Source organism: Nostoc sp. (assembly GCF_036917465.1).
Classification (GTDB): Bacteria; Cyanobacteriota; Cyanobacteriia; order Cyanobacteriales; family Nostocaceae; genus Nostoc.
Map to the genome: position 1 here is coordinate 1 of NZ_JBALDL010000084.1, position 16,175 is coordinate 16,175.

The 16,175-nt window shown below is 41.8% G+C and carries 13 protein-coding genes; 7 read left to right on the top strand and 6 right to left on the bottom strand.

Going from position 1 to position 16,175, the window contains the following annotated elements; all coding sequences use genetic code 11:
* Window positions 1-217: 217 nt before the first annotated feature.
* Window positions 218-2,053 carry a threonine--tRNA ligase gene (gene thrS, locus V7K38_RS19685; RefSeq protein ID WP_334860092.1) on the bottom strand — a complete coding sequence of 612 codons (1,836 nt, stop codon included), beginning with the start codon at window positions 2,051-2,053 and terminating at the stop codon, window positions 218-220.
* Between the two features lie 449 nt (window positions 2,054-2,502).
* On the opposite strand from thrS, the gene V7K38_RS19690 reads away from it, so the two are divergent.
* From V7K38_RS19690 to V7K38_RS19700, 3 genes are all read left to right on the top strand, one after another.
* Window positions 2,503-2,820, top strand: coding sequence for a DUF2605 domain-containing protein (locus tag V7K38_RS19690; RefSeq protein WP_334860079.1), 318 nt, complete (start codon window positions 2,503-2,505; stop codon window positions 2,818-2,820).
* Window positions 2,821-3,119: 299 nt separating this feature from the next.
* Window positions 3,120-3,449: a DUF2973 domain-containing protein gene (locus V7K38_RS19695; protein ID WP_334860081.1), complete on the top strand. Its 330-nt coding sequence runs from the start codon at window positions 3,120-3,122 to the stop codon at window positions 3,447-3,449.
* Window positions 3,450-3,769: 320 nt separating this feature from the next.
* Window positions 3,770-3,904, top strand: coding sequence for a hypothetical protein (locus tag V7K38_RS19700; RefSeq protein ID WP_334860082.1), 135 nt, complete (start codon window positions 3,770-3,772; stop codon window positions 3,902-3,904).
* A 138-nt stretch (window positions 3,905-4,042) separates the two neighbouring features.
* Here the strand turns inward: V7K38_RS19700 and V7K38_RS19705 are convergent, their stop codons facing one another.
* A complete protein-coding gene (locus V7K38_RS19705) occupies window positions 4,043-6,325 on the bottom strand; it encodes an amylo-alpha-1,6-glucosidase (RefSeq protein WP_334860083.1) in 2,283 nt (760 codons plus the stop codon).
* A gap of 837 nt (window positions 6,326-7,162) precedes the next feature.
* On the opposite strand from V7K38_RS19705, the gene V7K38_RS19710 reads away from it, so the two are divergent.
* From V7K38_RS19710 to trpE, 3 genes are all read left to right on the top strand, one after another.
* A complete protein-coding gene (locus V7K38_RS19710) occupies window positions 7,163-9,172 on the top strand; it encodes a DICT sensory domain-containing protein (protein WP_334860084.1) in 2,010 nt (669 codons plus the stop codon).
* Window positions 9,173-9,321: 149 nt separating this feature from the next.
* Window positions 9,322-9,747, top strand: a complete 426-nt coding sequence (locus tag V7K38_RS19715; protein ID WP_334860085.1) for a photosystem I reaction center subunit II PsaD — start codon at window positions 9,322-9,324, stop codon at window positions 9,745-9,747.
* A 99-nt stretch (window positions 9,748-9,846) separates the two neighbouring features.
* Window positions 9,847-11,376 (top strand): anthranilate synthase component I, encoded by a 1,530-nt coding sequence (trpE, locus tag V7K38_RS19720; protein WP_334860086.1) that lies wholly within the window; start codon window positions 9,847-9,849, stop codon window positions 11,374-11,376.
* Window positions 11,377-11,432: 56 nt separating this feature from the next.
* Here trpE and V7K38_RS19725 read toward each other — a convergent pair whose 3' ends face one another.
* From V7K38_RS19725 to V7K38_RS19735, 3 genes are all read right to left on the bottom strand, one after another.
* The gene (locus V7K38_RS19725) at window positions 11,433-11,558 is read right to left on the bottom strand and encodes a hypothetical protein (protein ID WP_334860087.1); all 126 of its coding nucleotides are present in this window, start codon (window positions 11,556-11,558) and stop codon (window positions 11,433-11,435) included.
* A gap of 399 nt (window positions 11,559-11,957) precedes the next feature.
* A complete protein-coding gene (locus V7K38_RS19730; protein ID WP_334860088.1) occupies window positions 11,958-12,197 on the bottom strand; it encodes a hypothetical protein in 240 nt (79 codons plus the stop codon).
* A gap of 64 nt (window positions 12,198-12,261) precedes the next feature.
* On the bottom strand, window positions 12,262-12,474 hold the full coding sequence (locus V7K38_RS19735; RefSeq protein WP_334860089.1) for a high light inducible protein: 213 nt from the start codon (window positions 12,472-12,474) through the stop codon (window positions 12,262-12,264).
* A gap of 718 nt (window positions 12,475-13,192) precedes the next feature.
* Here V7K38_RS19735 and V7K38_RS19740 point away from each other — a divergent pair.
* Complete coding sequence (locus V7K38_RS19740; RefSeq protein WP_334860090.1) at window positions 13,193-14,155, top strand: orange carotenoid protein N-terminal domain-containing protein; 963 nt, start codon at window positions 13,193-13,195, stop codon at window positions 14,153-14,155.
* 284 nt (window positions 14,156-14,439) lie between these two features.
* Here the strand turns inward: V7K38_RS19740 and V7K38_RS19745 are convergent, their stop codons facing one another.
* Window positions 14,440-15,906, bottom strand: coding sequence for a Piwi domain-containing protein (locus V7K38_RS19745; protein ID WP_334860091.1), 1,467 nt, complete (start codon window positions 15,904-15,906; stop codon window positions 14,440-14,442).
* Between the last annotated feature and the right edge of the window lie 269 nt (window positions 15,907-16,175).

The following is a 16,175-nucleotide window of genomic DNA, read 5'->3' on the forward strand; positions in this document are numbered from 1 at the left end:
CGTTAACGAGTATTTGAACTGGATGAATCCACCTCCGAACTCCGTTAACGAGTATTTGAACTGGATGAATCCACCTCTGAACTCCGTTAACGAGTCTTTGATAATTAAATACGTTACGATCGCACCCTTCCCAAAACCTACCAGCTAGACAAAACGCACACCAATTATAATTAGTGTGCGTCTGCGGTTAGATTTTAGAAATTCCCGATGTTAGATTTTAGAAATTCTCGAACTTAGCGATCGCATCCTTCATTTTATCCACTACCTCATCTACAGCTATAACTCCCAATTCCCCAGAGGCGCGGGTACGAATACTCAAGGTGTTGGTTTCCACTTCCTTCGCTCCCACCACAGCCATCACGGGTATTTTTTCTTTCTCTGCATTGCGAATTTGTTTACCCAAGCGATCGCCACTGGTATCAACTTCTGCACGGATGCCTAACGCTCTCATCTTCGCCACCACATCTTTAGCAAAGTCTAGCTGTGTATCACCCACTGGGAGTAATCTAGCTTGCACTGGCGCTAACCACAAAGGGAAATCACCCGCATATTCTTCAATTAAGATCCCAATCAGCCGTTCCAGCGAACCAAAAGGCGCACGGTGAATCATTACTGGACGTTTGCGAACCCCATCTTCAGCGACGTATTCCAACTCAAAGCGTTCTGGCAAATTGTAATCTACTTGCACAGTTCCTAATTGCCACTCCCGATCTAGGGCATCACTAAAGATAAAGTCAAGTTTGGGGCCATAAAAAGCCGCTTCTCCAATCCCTTCAAAGTGATCCATCCCCAAAGTTTCAACTGCCCGGCGAATTGCACCTTCGGCTTTGTCCCAAACTTCATCGGAACCGATGTACTTATCACTACCAGGATCGCGGAAACTGAGTCTAGCTTTAAAGTTCTTCAGTTGCAGACTATTGAACACCGACAAAATCAAATCCACCACACTGAGGAATTCACTATCTAGCTGTTCTGGGGTAACGAACAGGTGAGAATCATCCACTGTAAAACCGCGCACCCTCGTTAAACCGCCCAATTCCCCTGATTGTTCGTAGCGGTAAACAGTACCAAATTCTGCCAGTCGCATCGGTAGTTCCCGATAAGAGCGTAACTCACTCTTATATATTTGGATATGGAAAGGGCAGTTCATCGGCTTCATCACGAAGCCTTGTTCCATTGCAGCAGCTTCCTGATCATCTGCCATTAAAGGGAACATATCTTCTTTATATTTCTGCCAATGTCCAGAGGTTTTAAATAAATCGACTCTGGCAATGTGAGGTGTTACTACAGATAAATAACCCCGTTTTACCTGTTCTTGCTTCAGGAAGTCTTCTAAAGTACTCCGCAACAGAGTACCCTTTGGTGTCCACAAAGGTAAACCCGGCCCGACTAGATCGGAAAATATAAATAATCCCAGTTCTTTGCCAAGTTTCCGATGATCTCGCCGTAGCGCTTCTTCTTTGCGTCGCTTATATTCAGCGAGTTGTTCTGGACTTTCCCAAGCGGTGGCGTAGATGCGTTGTAATTGGGCTTTAGTTTCATCCCCACGCCAATAAGCACCCGCAACGCTTTCTAGTTCAATTGCCTTGGGGTTTAATTCGCTGGTATTTTCCAGATGAGGCCCGGCACACAAATCCCACCATTCATTCCCCAGGTGGTAAATCGTGATTGGTTCCTCTTTGATATCTGTCAGGATTTCTAGCTTGTAAGGTTCGTTAATTCCCTGAATCCGGCGTTCGGCTTCTTCGCGGCTGACTTCTTCTCGAATAACCGCCAACTTGCGATTAATAATCTTCGCCATCTCTTTCTTGATGGCTTTGAGATCATTTTCGCTAAATGGTTCTGGATTGTCGAAGTCGTAGTAAAAACCGTTTTCAATCCAAGGGCCGATTGTAACTTGCGCCTTGGGGAACAGCTTTTGTACTGCCATTGCCATTACATGGGAAGCAGTGTGGCGAATCTTCTTTAAGTTCTCCGATTCGCTGGTACGCGGTAAATAAATTTTTTCAACTTGTTCTGACTGTTCGGACTGATTTGATGAATTTGGCGACATTGGCTGCTGAACCGTTGGCGAGGTGATTACAAAAGGTGATTTATCTGAATCTGTAGGCTTACTCAACTATAACGACTTTGGTTTTTGGTTTTTTCAGCTTTATCTTCCAACTACTAAATTAGTTTCTCCCTGGAGATAAAGATAAATTTTGGATTAGTTACCTGAGAATCAAATTCAGAATTCCAGGCGACACCGAATAGCCCGTCGTAGACATCGCTAAGTTATCTCATAAATTGCAACTCGCTGTCAGCTACCTCCCATCAATATATATAGATACTTCCTAAAGGAAATGTACAAACCAGATAGCAAGACTATATAGTAAATTCTGTGTTATTTGTTACATTTTGTTACGTTTTTCCAAATTATGAGATGATAATAAATAAAAATAATGTTAAGAAACGTAAATAACGTTAATATTAGTAAGAAAGTTGGAAATATTCTTCTCATTTATGTCAAACTCAAATTTACCAGGGACTGAGTTGCTGAAAACGGTTTTAGAACCACTGCTAGAAGATTTTCAGCATTGGTTTGTGCGATCGCGCCATTTACTCGAAACTGAGCAGCTATCATTTATGAGTGACCAAGAGCAATCTGACTTGCTCTTACGTGTTAAACAAGCCCAAGACGAACTAAGTACCGCAAAGATGCTATTTGCTGCTACCGATAAACAAGTCGGGATTGATATGGCAACATTAATGCCTTGGCATCAATTAGTAACAGAGTGTTGGAATGTCGCAATGCGCTTTCGTCAAGGGCGTGAAGTCTAAATAGATGAGAGCATCTGTTAAATTTCCGCAGACTATTTAGCAATGTTTAACGACAAGACGCTAAATCAGTCATTAAAGAGATAGTACGAAAAGCTTAACAATTTCTTAACATTATTTGGATTAACAAGATAATGTATCCTATGTTACCGTAAGTGGAATAACGGTTGACAAATAGCTCCATATAAATGTAAGCGCACAAAAGTGTGTCAAATAATCGTCTTAACTGTAAGTAACAGGATCGGCGAAACAAAGCGTTACAAAATAAAGTTTTAAAAATTGCTGTTCTGGAGGAAAATCTAATGTTACACCTGCTTTACATTCTTGCTTTTACAATCCTTGCATTTATGGCTGTTGGCAACTTAATTCGTAACTTGATCATGTTCAGTTTTGATCGTGAGCGAACTTACCCGACAAATTGTTCGCCAATGAATAATCAAGGTAACTATGGTTATTATTCATCGAAGAAACGGTTTGTACCCCATCCAGAGTTATTAGATAGCGCAGGTAACTTAATTAAAGAGCCGCTTTTGGTAATGCGTTCGATTAACGTTGAAGATGCGCGTCAACATCTTGATGCACTTTACGAAGCATCCCCAGGACATAAAAGAGATAATTCTGAGGAAGCATAACGTCGAGAGACGCGATTAATCGCGTCTGTTAGCAGTTTGGGTGTAAATTATTGTTGTTTTTACATCCTTAACCCTTCTCGGATCAGAAATTTATTAGCATCATTGAATTTGAAGCGATCGCATCGGTAGGCTGGTAAGTTAAAAGTTTTTACAACAAAGCGTATTGACAACGTAAATATATCTTACCTAGAGTATGAGGTATGGATGTTTTTTCGTGCTTTATGGTGTCACCTTCCTTTCGACTCGGAAAGCGACGCGCAAGAAACGTAAATATCATGAAAGCTTAAGTATTAAAAAAGCGGCTCGATATAAGTCGTGCAATGACGCTCCTATTACGAAATCCTATTGCTCATGGCTTCAAAACTACAGAACTTACGCAAAATTCTGTATATGAATTGATCCAGCTTACAGAGCAATTATTGAGAACTCTACATACTAGCGATGAAGCAGAATAACACTACGGTGGAGTAGATGGTAGGAAAAGACTTGTGCTGAATTTGAAGTCATGCCACGAAGCGATGTCTACGACGGGCTATTCGGTGTCGCACTCATCATAAAATAGGGAGTAGATCGTTCACCACTCCCTACTCTTTCTATGCTTCGATAACTACCCGCAAATTGCCCCGTTTTTTGGCAACGCGACAAGCAGTCGTAGTTCCAGAACGCTCGAATTCTAAATCGAGGATGGTGGGGCCGACTCGCAAATTATGAAATGACAGACGATTAATCGATTCTGGCAAAGCAGGGTCAATTATTCGCAAGCAGTTATTTTGAGCATCAGGCACCAAATTGACCATCATTTGCAAAAGTTGAAAAATACTACCAGTAGCCCAAGCTTGAGGAGTACAGGCAACAGGATACTGCACAGGGGCATTATCACCGTTTCGTTCGTAGCCGCAGAAGAGTTCTGGAGGACGTTGATAAGGTTGCCGACTAGTCATGTCGAATAAACCTTGGAAAATTTCCAGGGCTTGATCGATAAGACCGAGCGATCGCAATCCCATTGCAATCAAAGCGTTATCATGGGGCCAAACTGAACCAGTGTGATAGCCCATTGGGTTGTAAGCAGGTGACAAACTACTCAGGGTACGAATGCCCCAACCATTAAACATATCTGGTGCCCGCAACCGTTCTGCTACACTATAGGCTCTTTCATGTGTGAAAAGACCCAAATGCAGACAATGACCAGGATTTGAGGTAATACTGTTTACTGGTTTACCATCTCCATCTAAAGCCAAGGCGCAAAAACCTTGGTCTTCCACCCAAAAATCTCGATTAAAACGAACCTTGAGACTTCTAGCCTCTTCTTGCCAACGATCTGCCAAATCCAGCCGCTTTTTCATCCTCGCTATTTCTGCTAGGCGCATTTTTGCAGCATATACGTAAGCTTGCACTTCACAAAGGGCAATTGGGCCGTTAGCTAATTCTCCCTTGTGGTCTACGATACAGTCACCAGAGTCTTTCCAACCTTGGTTAACAAGACCGCGTTTAGATTTACGGAAGTAACTGAGGTAACTGTTTTCTTTGGTATTGCGATCGATCCATTCCATTGCTGCTAGAGCATTCGGCCAAAGTTGCTCTAGGAGTTCTTGATCGTGAGTCCAAGCATAATGTTCGGCATAGAGCATCAACCACAGGGGAGTGGCATCAACAGTACCGTAATAGGGTGTATGAGGAATTTCTTGACAACGAGCCATTTCTCCTAAACGTAACTCGTGCAAAATCTTACCTGGTTCTTCTTCGCGCCATTCGTCCTCGATTTTGCCTTGGTATGTCGCCAGTAATATCAGGGTTTCTTTGGCGATTTGTGAGTTTAACATCAAGGTTTGAGAAGCCGTAATCAGCGAATCACGACCAAATAGTGTAGAAAACCAAGGCACTCCAGCCGAAACAGTCTTATACTTACCAAAAGACTGGCGCAACAAATACATATCTTGCTCGGCCCGCTCAATCACTCGATTGAAGGTGTTTTTATCTGAGCTAATGCGGGTAATTTGCTGTACCCAGTTTTGCTCCTCCATCAACTCAGCAGCTTTCGCCTGTCCTAATGTGATGGCGGCGCTTACGGTTGAACTAGACTGGTTATTTTTCAACATATTCACCCGATAACCCAGCTTGTGGGTTTCGTGAGAAGGTAACTCTAGCTGCCAAACCGCAGTGTAACCTTTGAAATGGTCTGGTTGTCGATGCTGGAATAAAATACGCGATTCCATTACCGATCCATCCAAACCTTGATAGGCAAGTGTTAAAGATTCTTCCCTAAAAGTTGATGGGTCTTTGGGTAAAGTTGAAACACTATCGACGATCCCTTCTTCAGTCGTCGGTTCTACTAGACGTAAAAGCCTACCTCGTTTTTCTCTGTCATAGCCTCGGACTTCAAATAAATCAACAAAATCTGCATCAAAGCTAAGGCTTAGTTCAAAATTGACAGTTGTTGTGCTGTAGTTAGATATCTCTATTTCTTCAAAGAGTGCGCCATTCAGAACAATTTCTCGCCGAATTCCTATAGTTTCGGCTCTGAGGCGTTCGTCGATTTTGGGGTTAGTACACAAAGCTGAGAGTGAAAATCCCTTTTCAGCAGTACTACTGAGGAGTACAGGCGATCGCCCTTCAATTTGCAACTCCAAGCGATTCAGAAATCTCGTATCACAGCAAAACAGTCCCATGCTGGGATTCCCATCGTTAAGAGAACAGCCAGAAATATTCCCGATAGTATCTGTCACGAAGAATAAATCATCATCTTTAACCGTTAGTGTCGGTTGCGATCTTTCACTCACAACACAAGGCCACTCCGGGATAGGTAATTGTTCGGCAGGAATAAAAGTTTTTCCATCTAGGAAAATTTTTTCCGGGGTCATTAGCGTATCCGGTGTCATTAGCCAAAGTTCCGTGTACAGGTTGTAGATTTTTGTGGTATTTGGAGTAGAGGTCTTTAACCCTCACAACTTGCAGAAAAAAGACTCTCTCTAAAACTTGTTTGAGACATTGTAGCCAAAATAATTATTACGTACTGCTGAGAAAGTAGTAGCGCTCAAATCAATATAAGCAAATATTTATAAATTTATATTCTATGAGTCTAAACTTAAGACTGAAAATTTAAAATTTTGAGATAACTCCTTAGTCCTTGAACTTTCTCAAGATACAAGACATGCAGTATACTCAGCAAAAATGCCAAATTCCTAGTATTTATTCGCTAGAGGTAGCATTTGTTCCCTAAACTATTATACGATTTTGTTTTAAATATCTTTGGTGTTTGATTAGACAAATTTATGATAGTTCATTGATTTTGATCAATCATTATGCATTAGGTATATATGGTATTAATAGTTTTTGGCTAAGAAAATTTATTTAGTGGGTGTAAATATAAAGTAGGGGATGTCTATAGTGGGCTACGCTAATGCCGAGAATACCAGTGGTTATTAGAGAAGAAAACAGTTAAAGAAATACAAAGATTAGTTCTTAGGTACTTACTACTGAAAGATTTTAGCTGTGCAAGGATATTTCCAAGTTAGTTGAGAATGTATATTGGGCGTAGTAGGTTGTCAATCAAAAAATCAATTTTGTTACAAAATATTGCGCCTGCTTGGGCGGAAGCTGCTTTTTAGCGTTCTTTACATATCGCAACTCTCTATTTAACTTGAGAGTCCCTTGGAATTTGTACAATGCAGCTGTGACTTTTGATCTTATCGAGGTTGAGCGTTTAACAATAATTCATGAGCATTTCGACTTCTGTGCTGAGTGATCTGCTAAAGTCCCTACCAAACTTGCGGCCCCAGCTATATTTTAAGGCTTCACTAACGGCGCTCTCCCATGCTATGGAAGATCAAGTTTTGGCTGCAACTTTAGCACAACCCCTTGTAATTGCTAGTTTCCAGCGAGAGCGATTCTACCGCCAAGAAGCTCATCGCTACTTGCGACTTGCCTTGCGAAGTAATCAAATATACGTATTATCTGCCCCAGAAACGGATTTTGCCAACAGTTCGGAACAGTATGAAAAGGTCGCTTTTGATTCAACGGATGGCTTAAGTCATGAGTGGCATTTGGTAGTGATTGCTGACAATTATGCAACTTGTCTAGTTTGTCGGGAAAGCCTTGGTTCTATTGCTAAAAATAAGCAGCTACCGGAACTAAGCCCTAATCTGGATATAGACACAGCGCGAAGATTTGAGGGAATTTGGACATCGGAAAGGGGAGTTAGCCTCAAAACTGCCGAATTGCTATTAGACAGGATTTTGGTTTACAGACCAGAACTGGCCAGTAAAATTGAGGAGGCACGTCAAAGATTTGGCATCGGAGAGCCGCGAAGCCATTCTGGAGCCGAACAGATCAACGAATATGCTTGTGATATCGATACAGATCCATTTGTACAGCGTTTAGTCACTTATTTGCAAGCTAGTCAGTACAAATTGCACAAAGCTTACCGTTCAATTGCTGCCAAAGCACGAAAAGAACGATTAGTGAACTCTATTAGCACTGCGATTCGGCGATCGCTCGATCCTCACGAAGTTCTCCAGGTGGCGGCGCAAGAATTAGGACAACACCTAGAAGCTTGTCGCTGTCTAATTTACCGCGCTCAAGCTACAGATAGCCAAGCCATCATTGAACACGAGTTTTTGAATCCCGGTATTTTATCGGTTCATGGGCAAACTTGGGAATTAGAGAAAAATTCCTTATTTCAGGACATCGTGCGACAAGGGGAAGGTGTTTGTATTAGCGATACGCTGAATGATCCTCGTGTGAACAAGTCGCCAGGACTTTCCTTGATTGCCAAAAAGTTTGCCATTCGTTCTTGGGTGATGGAACCAGTATTTTATCAGGGGCGATTATTAGGTATTGTGGAGTTACATTACTGCCGGATGCCGCCGCACGATTGCCAACCTGGGGAGTTGGATTTGGTAGAAGCGATCGCCACCCAAGTAGGAGCAGCCCTGATTCAAGCCGAAGCCTACGCCAACTTAGAAGAACTTAACCAGCAGCTAGAAGCCCTAGACCGCACCCGCAGCAACCTTATAGCCATCACTGGACACGAACTGCGAACTCCCCTATCCACCATTCAAGTGTGTCTAGAAAGTCTCGCTAGCGAGCCAGATATGCCTTTGGAATTGCAGCAAATTATGCTCAACACTGCGCTTTCCGACTCAGAACGGATGCGAAAATTGGTACAAGATTTCCTCACACTTTCCAATTTGGAAAGCGGTCGAGTGCAATGGCATCCAGAATCCCTGACTTTACAAGAGTGTATAGATTTATCACTCAGTCGCAATCGCAGCCGTTCTTCAACGGAAAAGCCGCCCCAAATCAAGACTCAAATTTCCGAAAACCTTCCTTTGGTAAGAGCGGATGGTGATTGGCTAGTAGAGGTACTAGCAAAACTCATGGACAACGCTTGTAAATTTACGCCCTCTGAAGGAGAAATCACCATTAAAGCGATTTCCAACAGCCGTCAAATGGTCGAGGTAACTGTGGCTGACACTGGACGCGGCATCGAACCGAATCGTTTAGAAATAGTTTTCGACCGCTTCTATCAAGAAGAGGGAGCGCTACGCCGCACCACTGGCGGAACTGGACTTGGTTTAGCTATTTGTCGTCAAATTGTGAATGGCTGGGGCGGAGAAATTTGGGCAGAGTCAACTGGGAAAGACCAGGGTAGTCAGTTTCACTTCACTATCCCCATTGTTCAAAATAGCCACGAGGAAAAGCGGATAAAAGTCAAAAGTAAATAAGAATTGGGAATTGGGAATTGGGAATTGGGCATGGGAACCAATGACCAATGACAAATGACTAAAAACTGTTACAGTCTATAACGCGATCGCAACATGATCCTGGTTCCAGTGTTAGGATTCCCTAAAAACGTTGAGAGAATAGGAACTTTATGGCAGAAAAACTCTCTGGACAAACCCCACTATTTGCTGGCAGCACCGGTGGCTTGCTAAATAAAGCAGAAGTGGAAGAAAAGTACGCTATCACTTGGACTAGCCCGAAAGAGCAAGTTTTTGAATTGCCTACAGGTGGTGCTGCTACAATGCGACAAGGCGAAAACCTGCTGTATATTGCTCGTAAAGAATATGGCATCTTTTTGGGTGGTCAGCAACTGCGGAAACTCAAAATTACAGATTACAAAGTTTACCGGATTTTACCTAACGGAGAAACCACTCTACTTCACCCAGCTGATGGTGTCTTCCCTGAAAAGGTAAATGAAGGTCGTGACAAAGTGCGTTATGTAGACCGTCGGATTGGACAAAACCCCAGTCCCTCTAAAGTTAAATTTAGCGGTGTTACTACCTACGACGCTCCGTAACTAGCTTTTAGTAGCTAATGGGTAATTAGTAATGGGTAATTGGTAAGAAAAATAACTACCCATTACCCATTACCAATTACCAATTACCTTTGAAAAATAATGATTTTTCCGCATTTCTCCGAGTTTTCCAGCCTAGCGCAACAAGGTAATTTCGTCCCCGTATATCAAGAATGGGTAGCGGATTTAGATACGCCCGTATCTGCTTGGTATAAAGTCTGTGCCGGTCAACCCTATAGCTTTTTGTTGGAATCAATAGAAGGCGGAGAAAAATTAGGACGTTATAGTTTAGTGGGCTGCGATCCGCTTTGGGTTTTGGAAGCAAGGGGCGATCGCACCACCCAATTAAACCGTGATGGTTCGCAGGTCGTTTTTGCAGGCGACCCATTTGCAGCTTTAGCGGAATGTCTAGCACCTTATCGCCCAGTCAAATTACCACAGCTACCGCCAGGAATTGGCGGATTGTTTGGGTTTTGGGGCTATGAATTGATTAACTGGATTGAGCCGCGCGTGCCAATCTATCCACCAGATGAGCGAAATATCCCTGATGGGTTGTGGATGCAGGTAGACCACCTGTTGATTTTTGACCAAGTGAAGCGAAAAATTTGGGCGATCGCTTATGCTGATTTACGCGACCCCAATGTAGATTTACACGCAGCCTATCAACAAGCGGGCGATCGCGTCACCCAAATGCTCGAAAAGCTATCTCTTCCCCTATCCCCTGAAAAAACTCGATTGGAATGGAAACCGCCAGGAAGTAGGGGAGCGGAAGATCAGAAAACCGGGGAAATAGAGGAGTACAAAAGTAATTTTACCCGCCCTGATTTTTGCGCTAGCGTCCAAAAAGCCAAAGACTACATCAAAGCAGGCGATATCTTCCAAGTAGTAATTTCTCAGCGACTATCAACACCATACACAGGCGACCCCTTTGCCCTTTATCGCTCCCTACGTCAGATAAATCCTTCGCCTTACATGGCTTACTTTAACTTCCAAGATTGGCAAATTATCGGTTCCAGCCCGGAAGTGATGGTGAAAGCCGAAACAGATCCAGATGGTGGAGTTATAGCAACGGTACGCCCCATTGCTGGGACACGTCCACGGGGTAAAACTACCCAGGAAGATGCAGCCTTCGCTCAAGATTTACTTGAAGATCCCAAGGAAGTGGCCGAACACGTGATGCTTGTAGATTTAGGGCGGAATGATTTGGGGCGGGTTTGTCAAAATGGTAGCGTCAAAGTTGATGAATTAATGGTAGTTGAGCGTTACTCCCACGTGATGCATATTGTCAGCAATGTTGTAGGTAAATTAGCACTGCATAAAACAGCATGGGATTTATTAAAAGCTTGCTTCCCAGCAGGTACGGTAAGCGGCGCACCCAAGATACGGGCAATGGAAATTATCCACGAGTTAGAGTCTAGTCGCCGGGGTGTTTATTCTGGTGTCTATGGATATTACGATTTTGAAGGACAATTAAATACTGCGATCGCAATTCGCACAATGGTAGTACATGATAAGACGGTTAGCGTCCAAGCCGGTGCAGGTTTAGTAGCTGATTCTGAGCCAGAAAAAGAATACGAAGAAACACTGAATAAAGCTAGAGGTTTATTAGAAGCGATTCGTTGTTTGCGTTGAACTGGGACTAAGGCGTATTTTCCAACTCTTATATTCCCCCAATTCAGTAGTGAAAATTACTGCTGTAATAAACCGCAGAAAAGCCAGTGCGCTGGACGGGTTCCCCGACTTGTTCGCGCAGCGTCTCCGACAGGAGAAGCAACTGGCGCAACACAGAGAGAATAATCAACAGAAATTTTCACAAATGACTTAAGACTGGTATAATTACCATCGCGTAAAATTAATTGCCAATTGATTTTTATTCGTTAATTGTAAAATCGGGCTTGATACAAGCACAGTAACAGTTCGATTTGCTGTATGAGAATCTAGACCAGACTTTAAAAGTTGGTTTATCAATATCCTTCTATTTTGAATTACGTAAATTTTACTTTGAACTGCAAGATGTTTGGAAACAATTTCTGCTACTTCTAAGCCCATGTATCCACAATACCGTGACAAATTAGGAAGCTTTATAAATCCAATCAACATCGAATTTTTCCCAAGCTAAAGAGACTTTTTAGACCTATCAAAAAGCAAAAAGAAGTCTTGGTACCCAAATCCAAGACCTCTATTGAACTTACTAGAGAAATGAACAAACTTACTTATCCTAATTGGCTGAAGTAAATCGCCCAAACAATTCCAGTTACTCCAATAGCGATTAAGAGATTAGTGAAAAATCTACCGAATTCAATTTCTTGTCCCAGCCCCTTGTCATCTTGACCGCCACTGAAAAACAATGACCACGCTTGATTTGCATTGATGGTTTCAAAATTATTGAAATCAGGTCTAAAAACGACTGTTCCAATCAAATCTTTTCTGGGGTAATTAAAATCAGTTTTCATAAGTTTGCCTCTAAATTGTTTTATTTGTCAACTGGAGAAAATTTTTAAATCTGAAGTGTCTTCTCTAAAAGCTAGTTAGCGAGCTAATCAAACCGTGTCTGGTGAAAACTTCTAACGTTATGAGTGAGATAAAACCAATCATTGCCAAACGACCATTGAGTTTTTCGGCATATTCGGTGAAGCCTGTCCGTGGGGTTTCATCAACATCAATTTTGGGTTCAATCGCAAATCTGTTGAGTTGACCGCGTTCGTTAATAGAAAAGCCTTTATTTGTCATCTTTTACTTTTTATTGTTGTGTTCTGTAAATGAATGTAACTTATTGTAAATATTTTTTGCAAGTACTTGACACGACAAAAAAGTAGTAACAACCGTACTAGGCAGATACGGTATTTCGGATTTGCGTGAGAAAGTAAGCGATGTATAGACGCAATAGACATCTCCAGAAATTAATTATGCTTTACCTGAAACCCCTGTAGAGACGTTGCAATGCAACGTCTCCACATTCTTTATCGGAGATGTCCAATGGTTGAGCGAAGGATTAGTTGTAAAATTTGATACATCTAGAAATGTGTAAAGTCTACAACGTGCTACGCCTACCTCTTAGAAGTAAATTCACGCAAAGGCATTAATTACCTTTAGTCTGACTTCAGTAAAATTTATGATTTACATAAACAGAAATTATCAAAGTATAGCTGAGGAACTATTGCTTATTTGTAACGAACTTGTTATGTTTCTTTACATATAGAAACAAAAACAACATAAATGCGTTAAAGCACTGTTGGTTAAGGTTTTTTAAATAACTATGCAGTTAAGCCTGCAATGTTGATTGCCGAGTATCAAAACTCAACGGCAACACAATCATCATGCCTTTGGTAGAGTGATGTCTAAGATGGTCTATGGTCATACTGCTGAGTGTTTTTGGTAATACCTAAACGCATTTACTCTCCGTTTTTTCACATTCGATAGAACTGTAATTTTTTAGAGAACATCTGCTATGTCTTTTACCATCAAGTCGGCTCAAGGTATCTTTCCCGGCACACTAATTGCCGATGTTGTTCCAACTGTTGTCGAATCATTCTCTCAACTCAATGCTGAAGATCAACTAGCATTACTCTGGTTTGCTTATACCGAGATGGGTAGAAGTATTACGGTTGCTGCTCCTGGAGCAGCTAACATGGTACTGGCGCAAGGCTTACTTGAACAAATTAAGCAGATGCCTTTCGAGGCTCAAACACGAGTCATGTACGATTTAGCTAACCGTTCTGACACTCCCCTTTGCCGTTCTTATGCATCCTTCACTGTAAACATCAAGTTGGGCTTCTGGTATCAGTTAGGAGAATGGATGGCCCAAGGAATTGTCGCTCCGATTCCAGAAGGTTACAAACTTTCTCCTAATGCTGCTGATGTGTTACAAGCAATCAGGAATGCTGATTCAGGTCAACAAATCACAATTCTCCGCAATACCGTAGTCAGCATGGGATTTGACCCGAACGCTCCTGGCAGTTACAAAAAAGTTTCAGAACCTGTGGCTCCCCCCACAGCACCAGCGTTTCGGACTAAAGTCACTATTGAGGGTATCAGCAACCCTACAGTGCTTGGCTATATCAACAACATGAATGCCAACGACTTTGAGGCTGCTGTTGCTCTGTTTACCTCTGAAGGTGCTTTGCAACCTCCCTTTGAAAGACCGCTTGTTGGTCAAGATGCAATCCGCGCTTATATGCGTGAAGAATGCCAGGGATTAAAGATGATGCCAGAACGTGGTATATCCGAGCCAGTGGAAGATGGCTATACCCAAGTTAAAGTGACCGGCAAAGTCCAAACCCCTTGGTTCGGTGCGAGTGTAGGAATGAATATTGCATGGCGGTTTTTGCTCGATCCTCAAGGCAAAATCTTCTTCGTAGCAATTGACTTGCTTGCTTCTCCGAAAGAACTGCTCAACCTAGTACGTAAGTAGAGGTTAGATTAGTTGCTGCTTAAGCGTGGATGAGTAAAAAAGCGTAGGCGTAGACATCGCTATCTCACCACGCTTAAGCATTTGAGTTTATTTAACGGAGTCACCTAAACGAAGCTTAATTGAAGCGGGTTGGGCATTTAAGTTGAATCCTAACTTGAGATTTTGGTCAAGAGCGATCGCAGACAAATAATATCTGTTTAAAGCTTCAAGTTAGCTTATCCATTGGCGATGATTGTATTTTTGGCAGGAGAATAGCGATCGCAAAATACCTGTAATATTTAGTTCTAAAGCCAAAACTGGCGATCGCCCTCTAGCATACTGCTTGGATAAATCCCTTTTAAGCGCAGTTTTGCCATCCTATGCGCTCCATATATTGGCATTGGCAAGCGAGGCATTTTTAATGCTCCATGATGCAGTAAGGTCAGTTTCAAAGTAGTTTCAACCACTTGTTCTATTGGAGGAGAAATTAAAGCTGGATGGTTTTTAGTGATAACTGTCAAGCGTAAAGGATGAGCAAGACCGAGCTTCTCAGTTACTTGAGTTGTCACCAGAACTGCTTCAGTAGAAGAAATACGCAGCGCCAAACCTTTTTCTGGTGCAGCTATGGTTTTATTAACCAAATTATATAGTCGAGGAATATTAGACTTTCGACACTCTACTAATATCAATTTACAGCCAATGGCTTCAGCCCATTCTAGGAGATTAGCAACTTCTTGTCCGCGAAAGGGGCCATCACGATAAATCAGTACTGTTTTTCCTTCAAACTCCTTTTTTGGTAACAGTCCTTCTAGAAATTGTTTAGGAATTTCTTCACCTTGAATCAAAGTATCTTTTAGCAGATAGCGAATAAACTCTCCTTGCTTCCCATAAAGACGCATACTAGCACAAGCATTCATTGTTCCAGAAAGTTTTGTTTTAGACTCTCTGGAAATATCCAATCCAATGAAACAGTCGGCTATTTCTAGAGGTTCAGCCAGAACAAAAGGTAAATTACCCAGCTTGGCGAGAATTCCTGGAACCACCTGATTGAGAATATTTTTATAATAATCAGGATTCTTCAATGTATCTTCATAAATGATCTGGCTAGCTATCTGGCGACGAAGCAATAGATCATATATTTTGTGATAAAGACTACCACCATCTTCCTCATCAGCGTTACGATCGCTCTGGGGCAAAACCGCCAAAACTATGTCAGGTCGAATTTCTATTAATTCATTAACTACTTCTAATTCATTAACTAATTCCTCTACTGTTGCTCTTGCCTTAGTCCCACTTAAGTTTTTTAGCGATATTGAGTTGTTAACAAATAGGCTCTCAAATTTATAGCTTTTTAACCGTTGTTTAAGTTGTTCTATAAAGTAATCTAACCCCATCTCACAAAAATTCAGAACAGTAATCCGAATTGGTCTGGATGGATCAGAAAATTTATTGTGACGGCGGTAAACACCACCTTTAGAAAGACCTGTGAGAATTTTACTTTGAACACCAATAAATCCATTGCCAAATAGCAAGGGTGTATCTTCAATTGGAACTTGTGGTTGCCAAAACAACTCTGGATAGTGACGGCTGTTGATGCTGATTCCTAACTCAAATCCATAATTATTTAAAGCATTTTCAGCTTCTTTTTTATAGGTAGCTAATAATTCTGTTCGTTTTTTGTAAGGAATTTTGGTTTCTTTGAGTAAATCTCCCCACTTAACGCCAAATCTACTAGCTGTTTCAGGTGTAACGCAAGGACGCAAAGCAGTCATGCCATATTCATACAGCTTTTTCCCTTTGCCAAATTTAATAGCTACCAGGAATTTATCAGATAGATCATCCTGAAGAGCTTTCTTACTAATTTCATTCTTTGCTTGCTCGATAAGTTTTTGCTTGTGTACTAAGGAAGGTTCTCTAATAAGCTGGGTAATAGTACCATTACCTTGGATATAGCGGTTATTAGTCTAGTGCAGTACAATAGAAAAGAGCAATTTTACTGATAACTGGTGGCAATGAAAGCCTACTCTCTCGACTTGCGTCA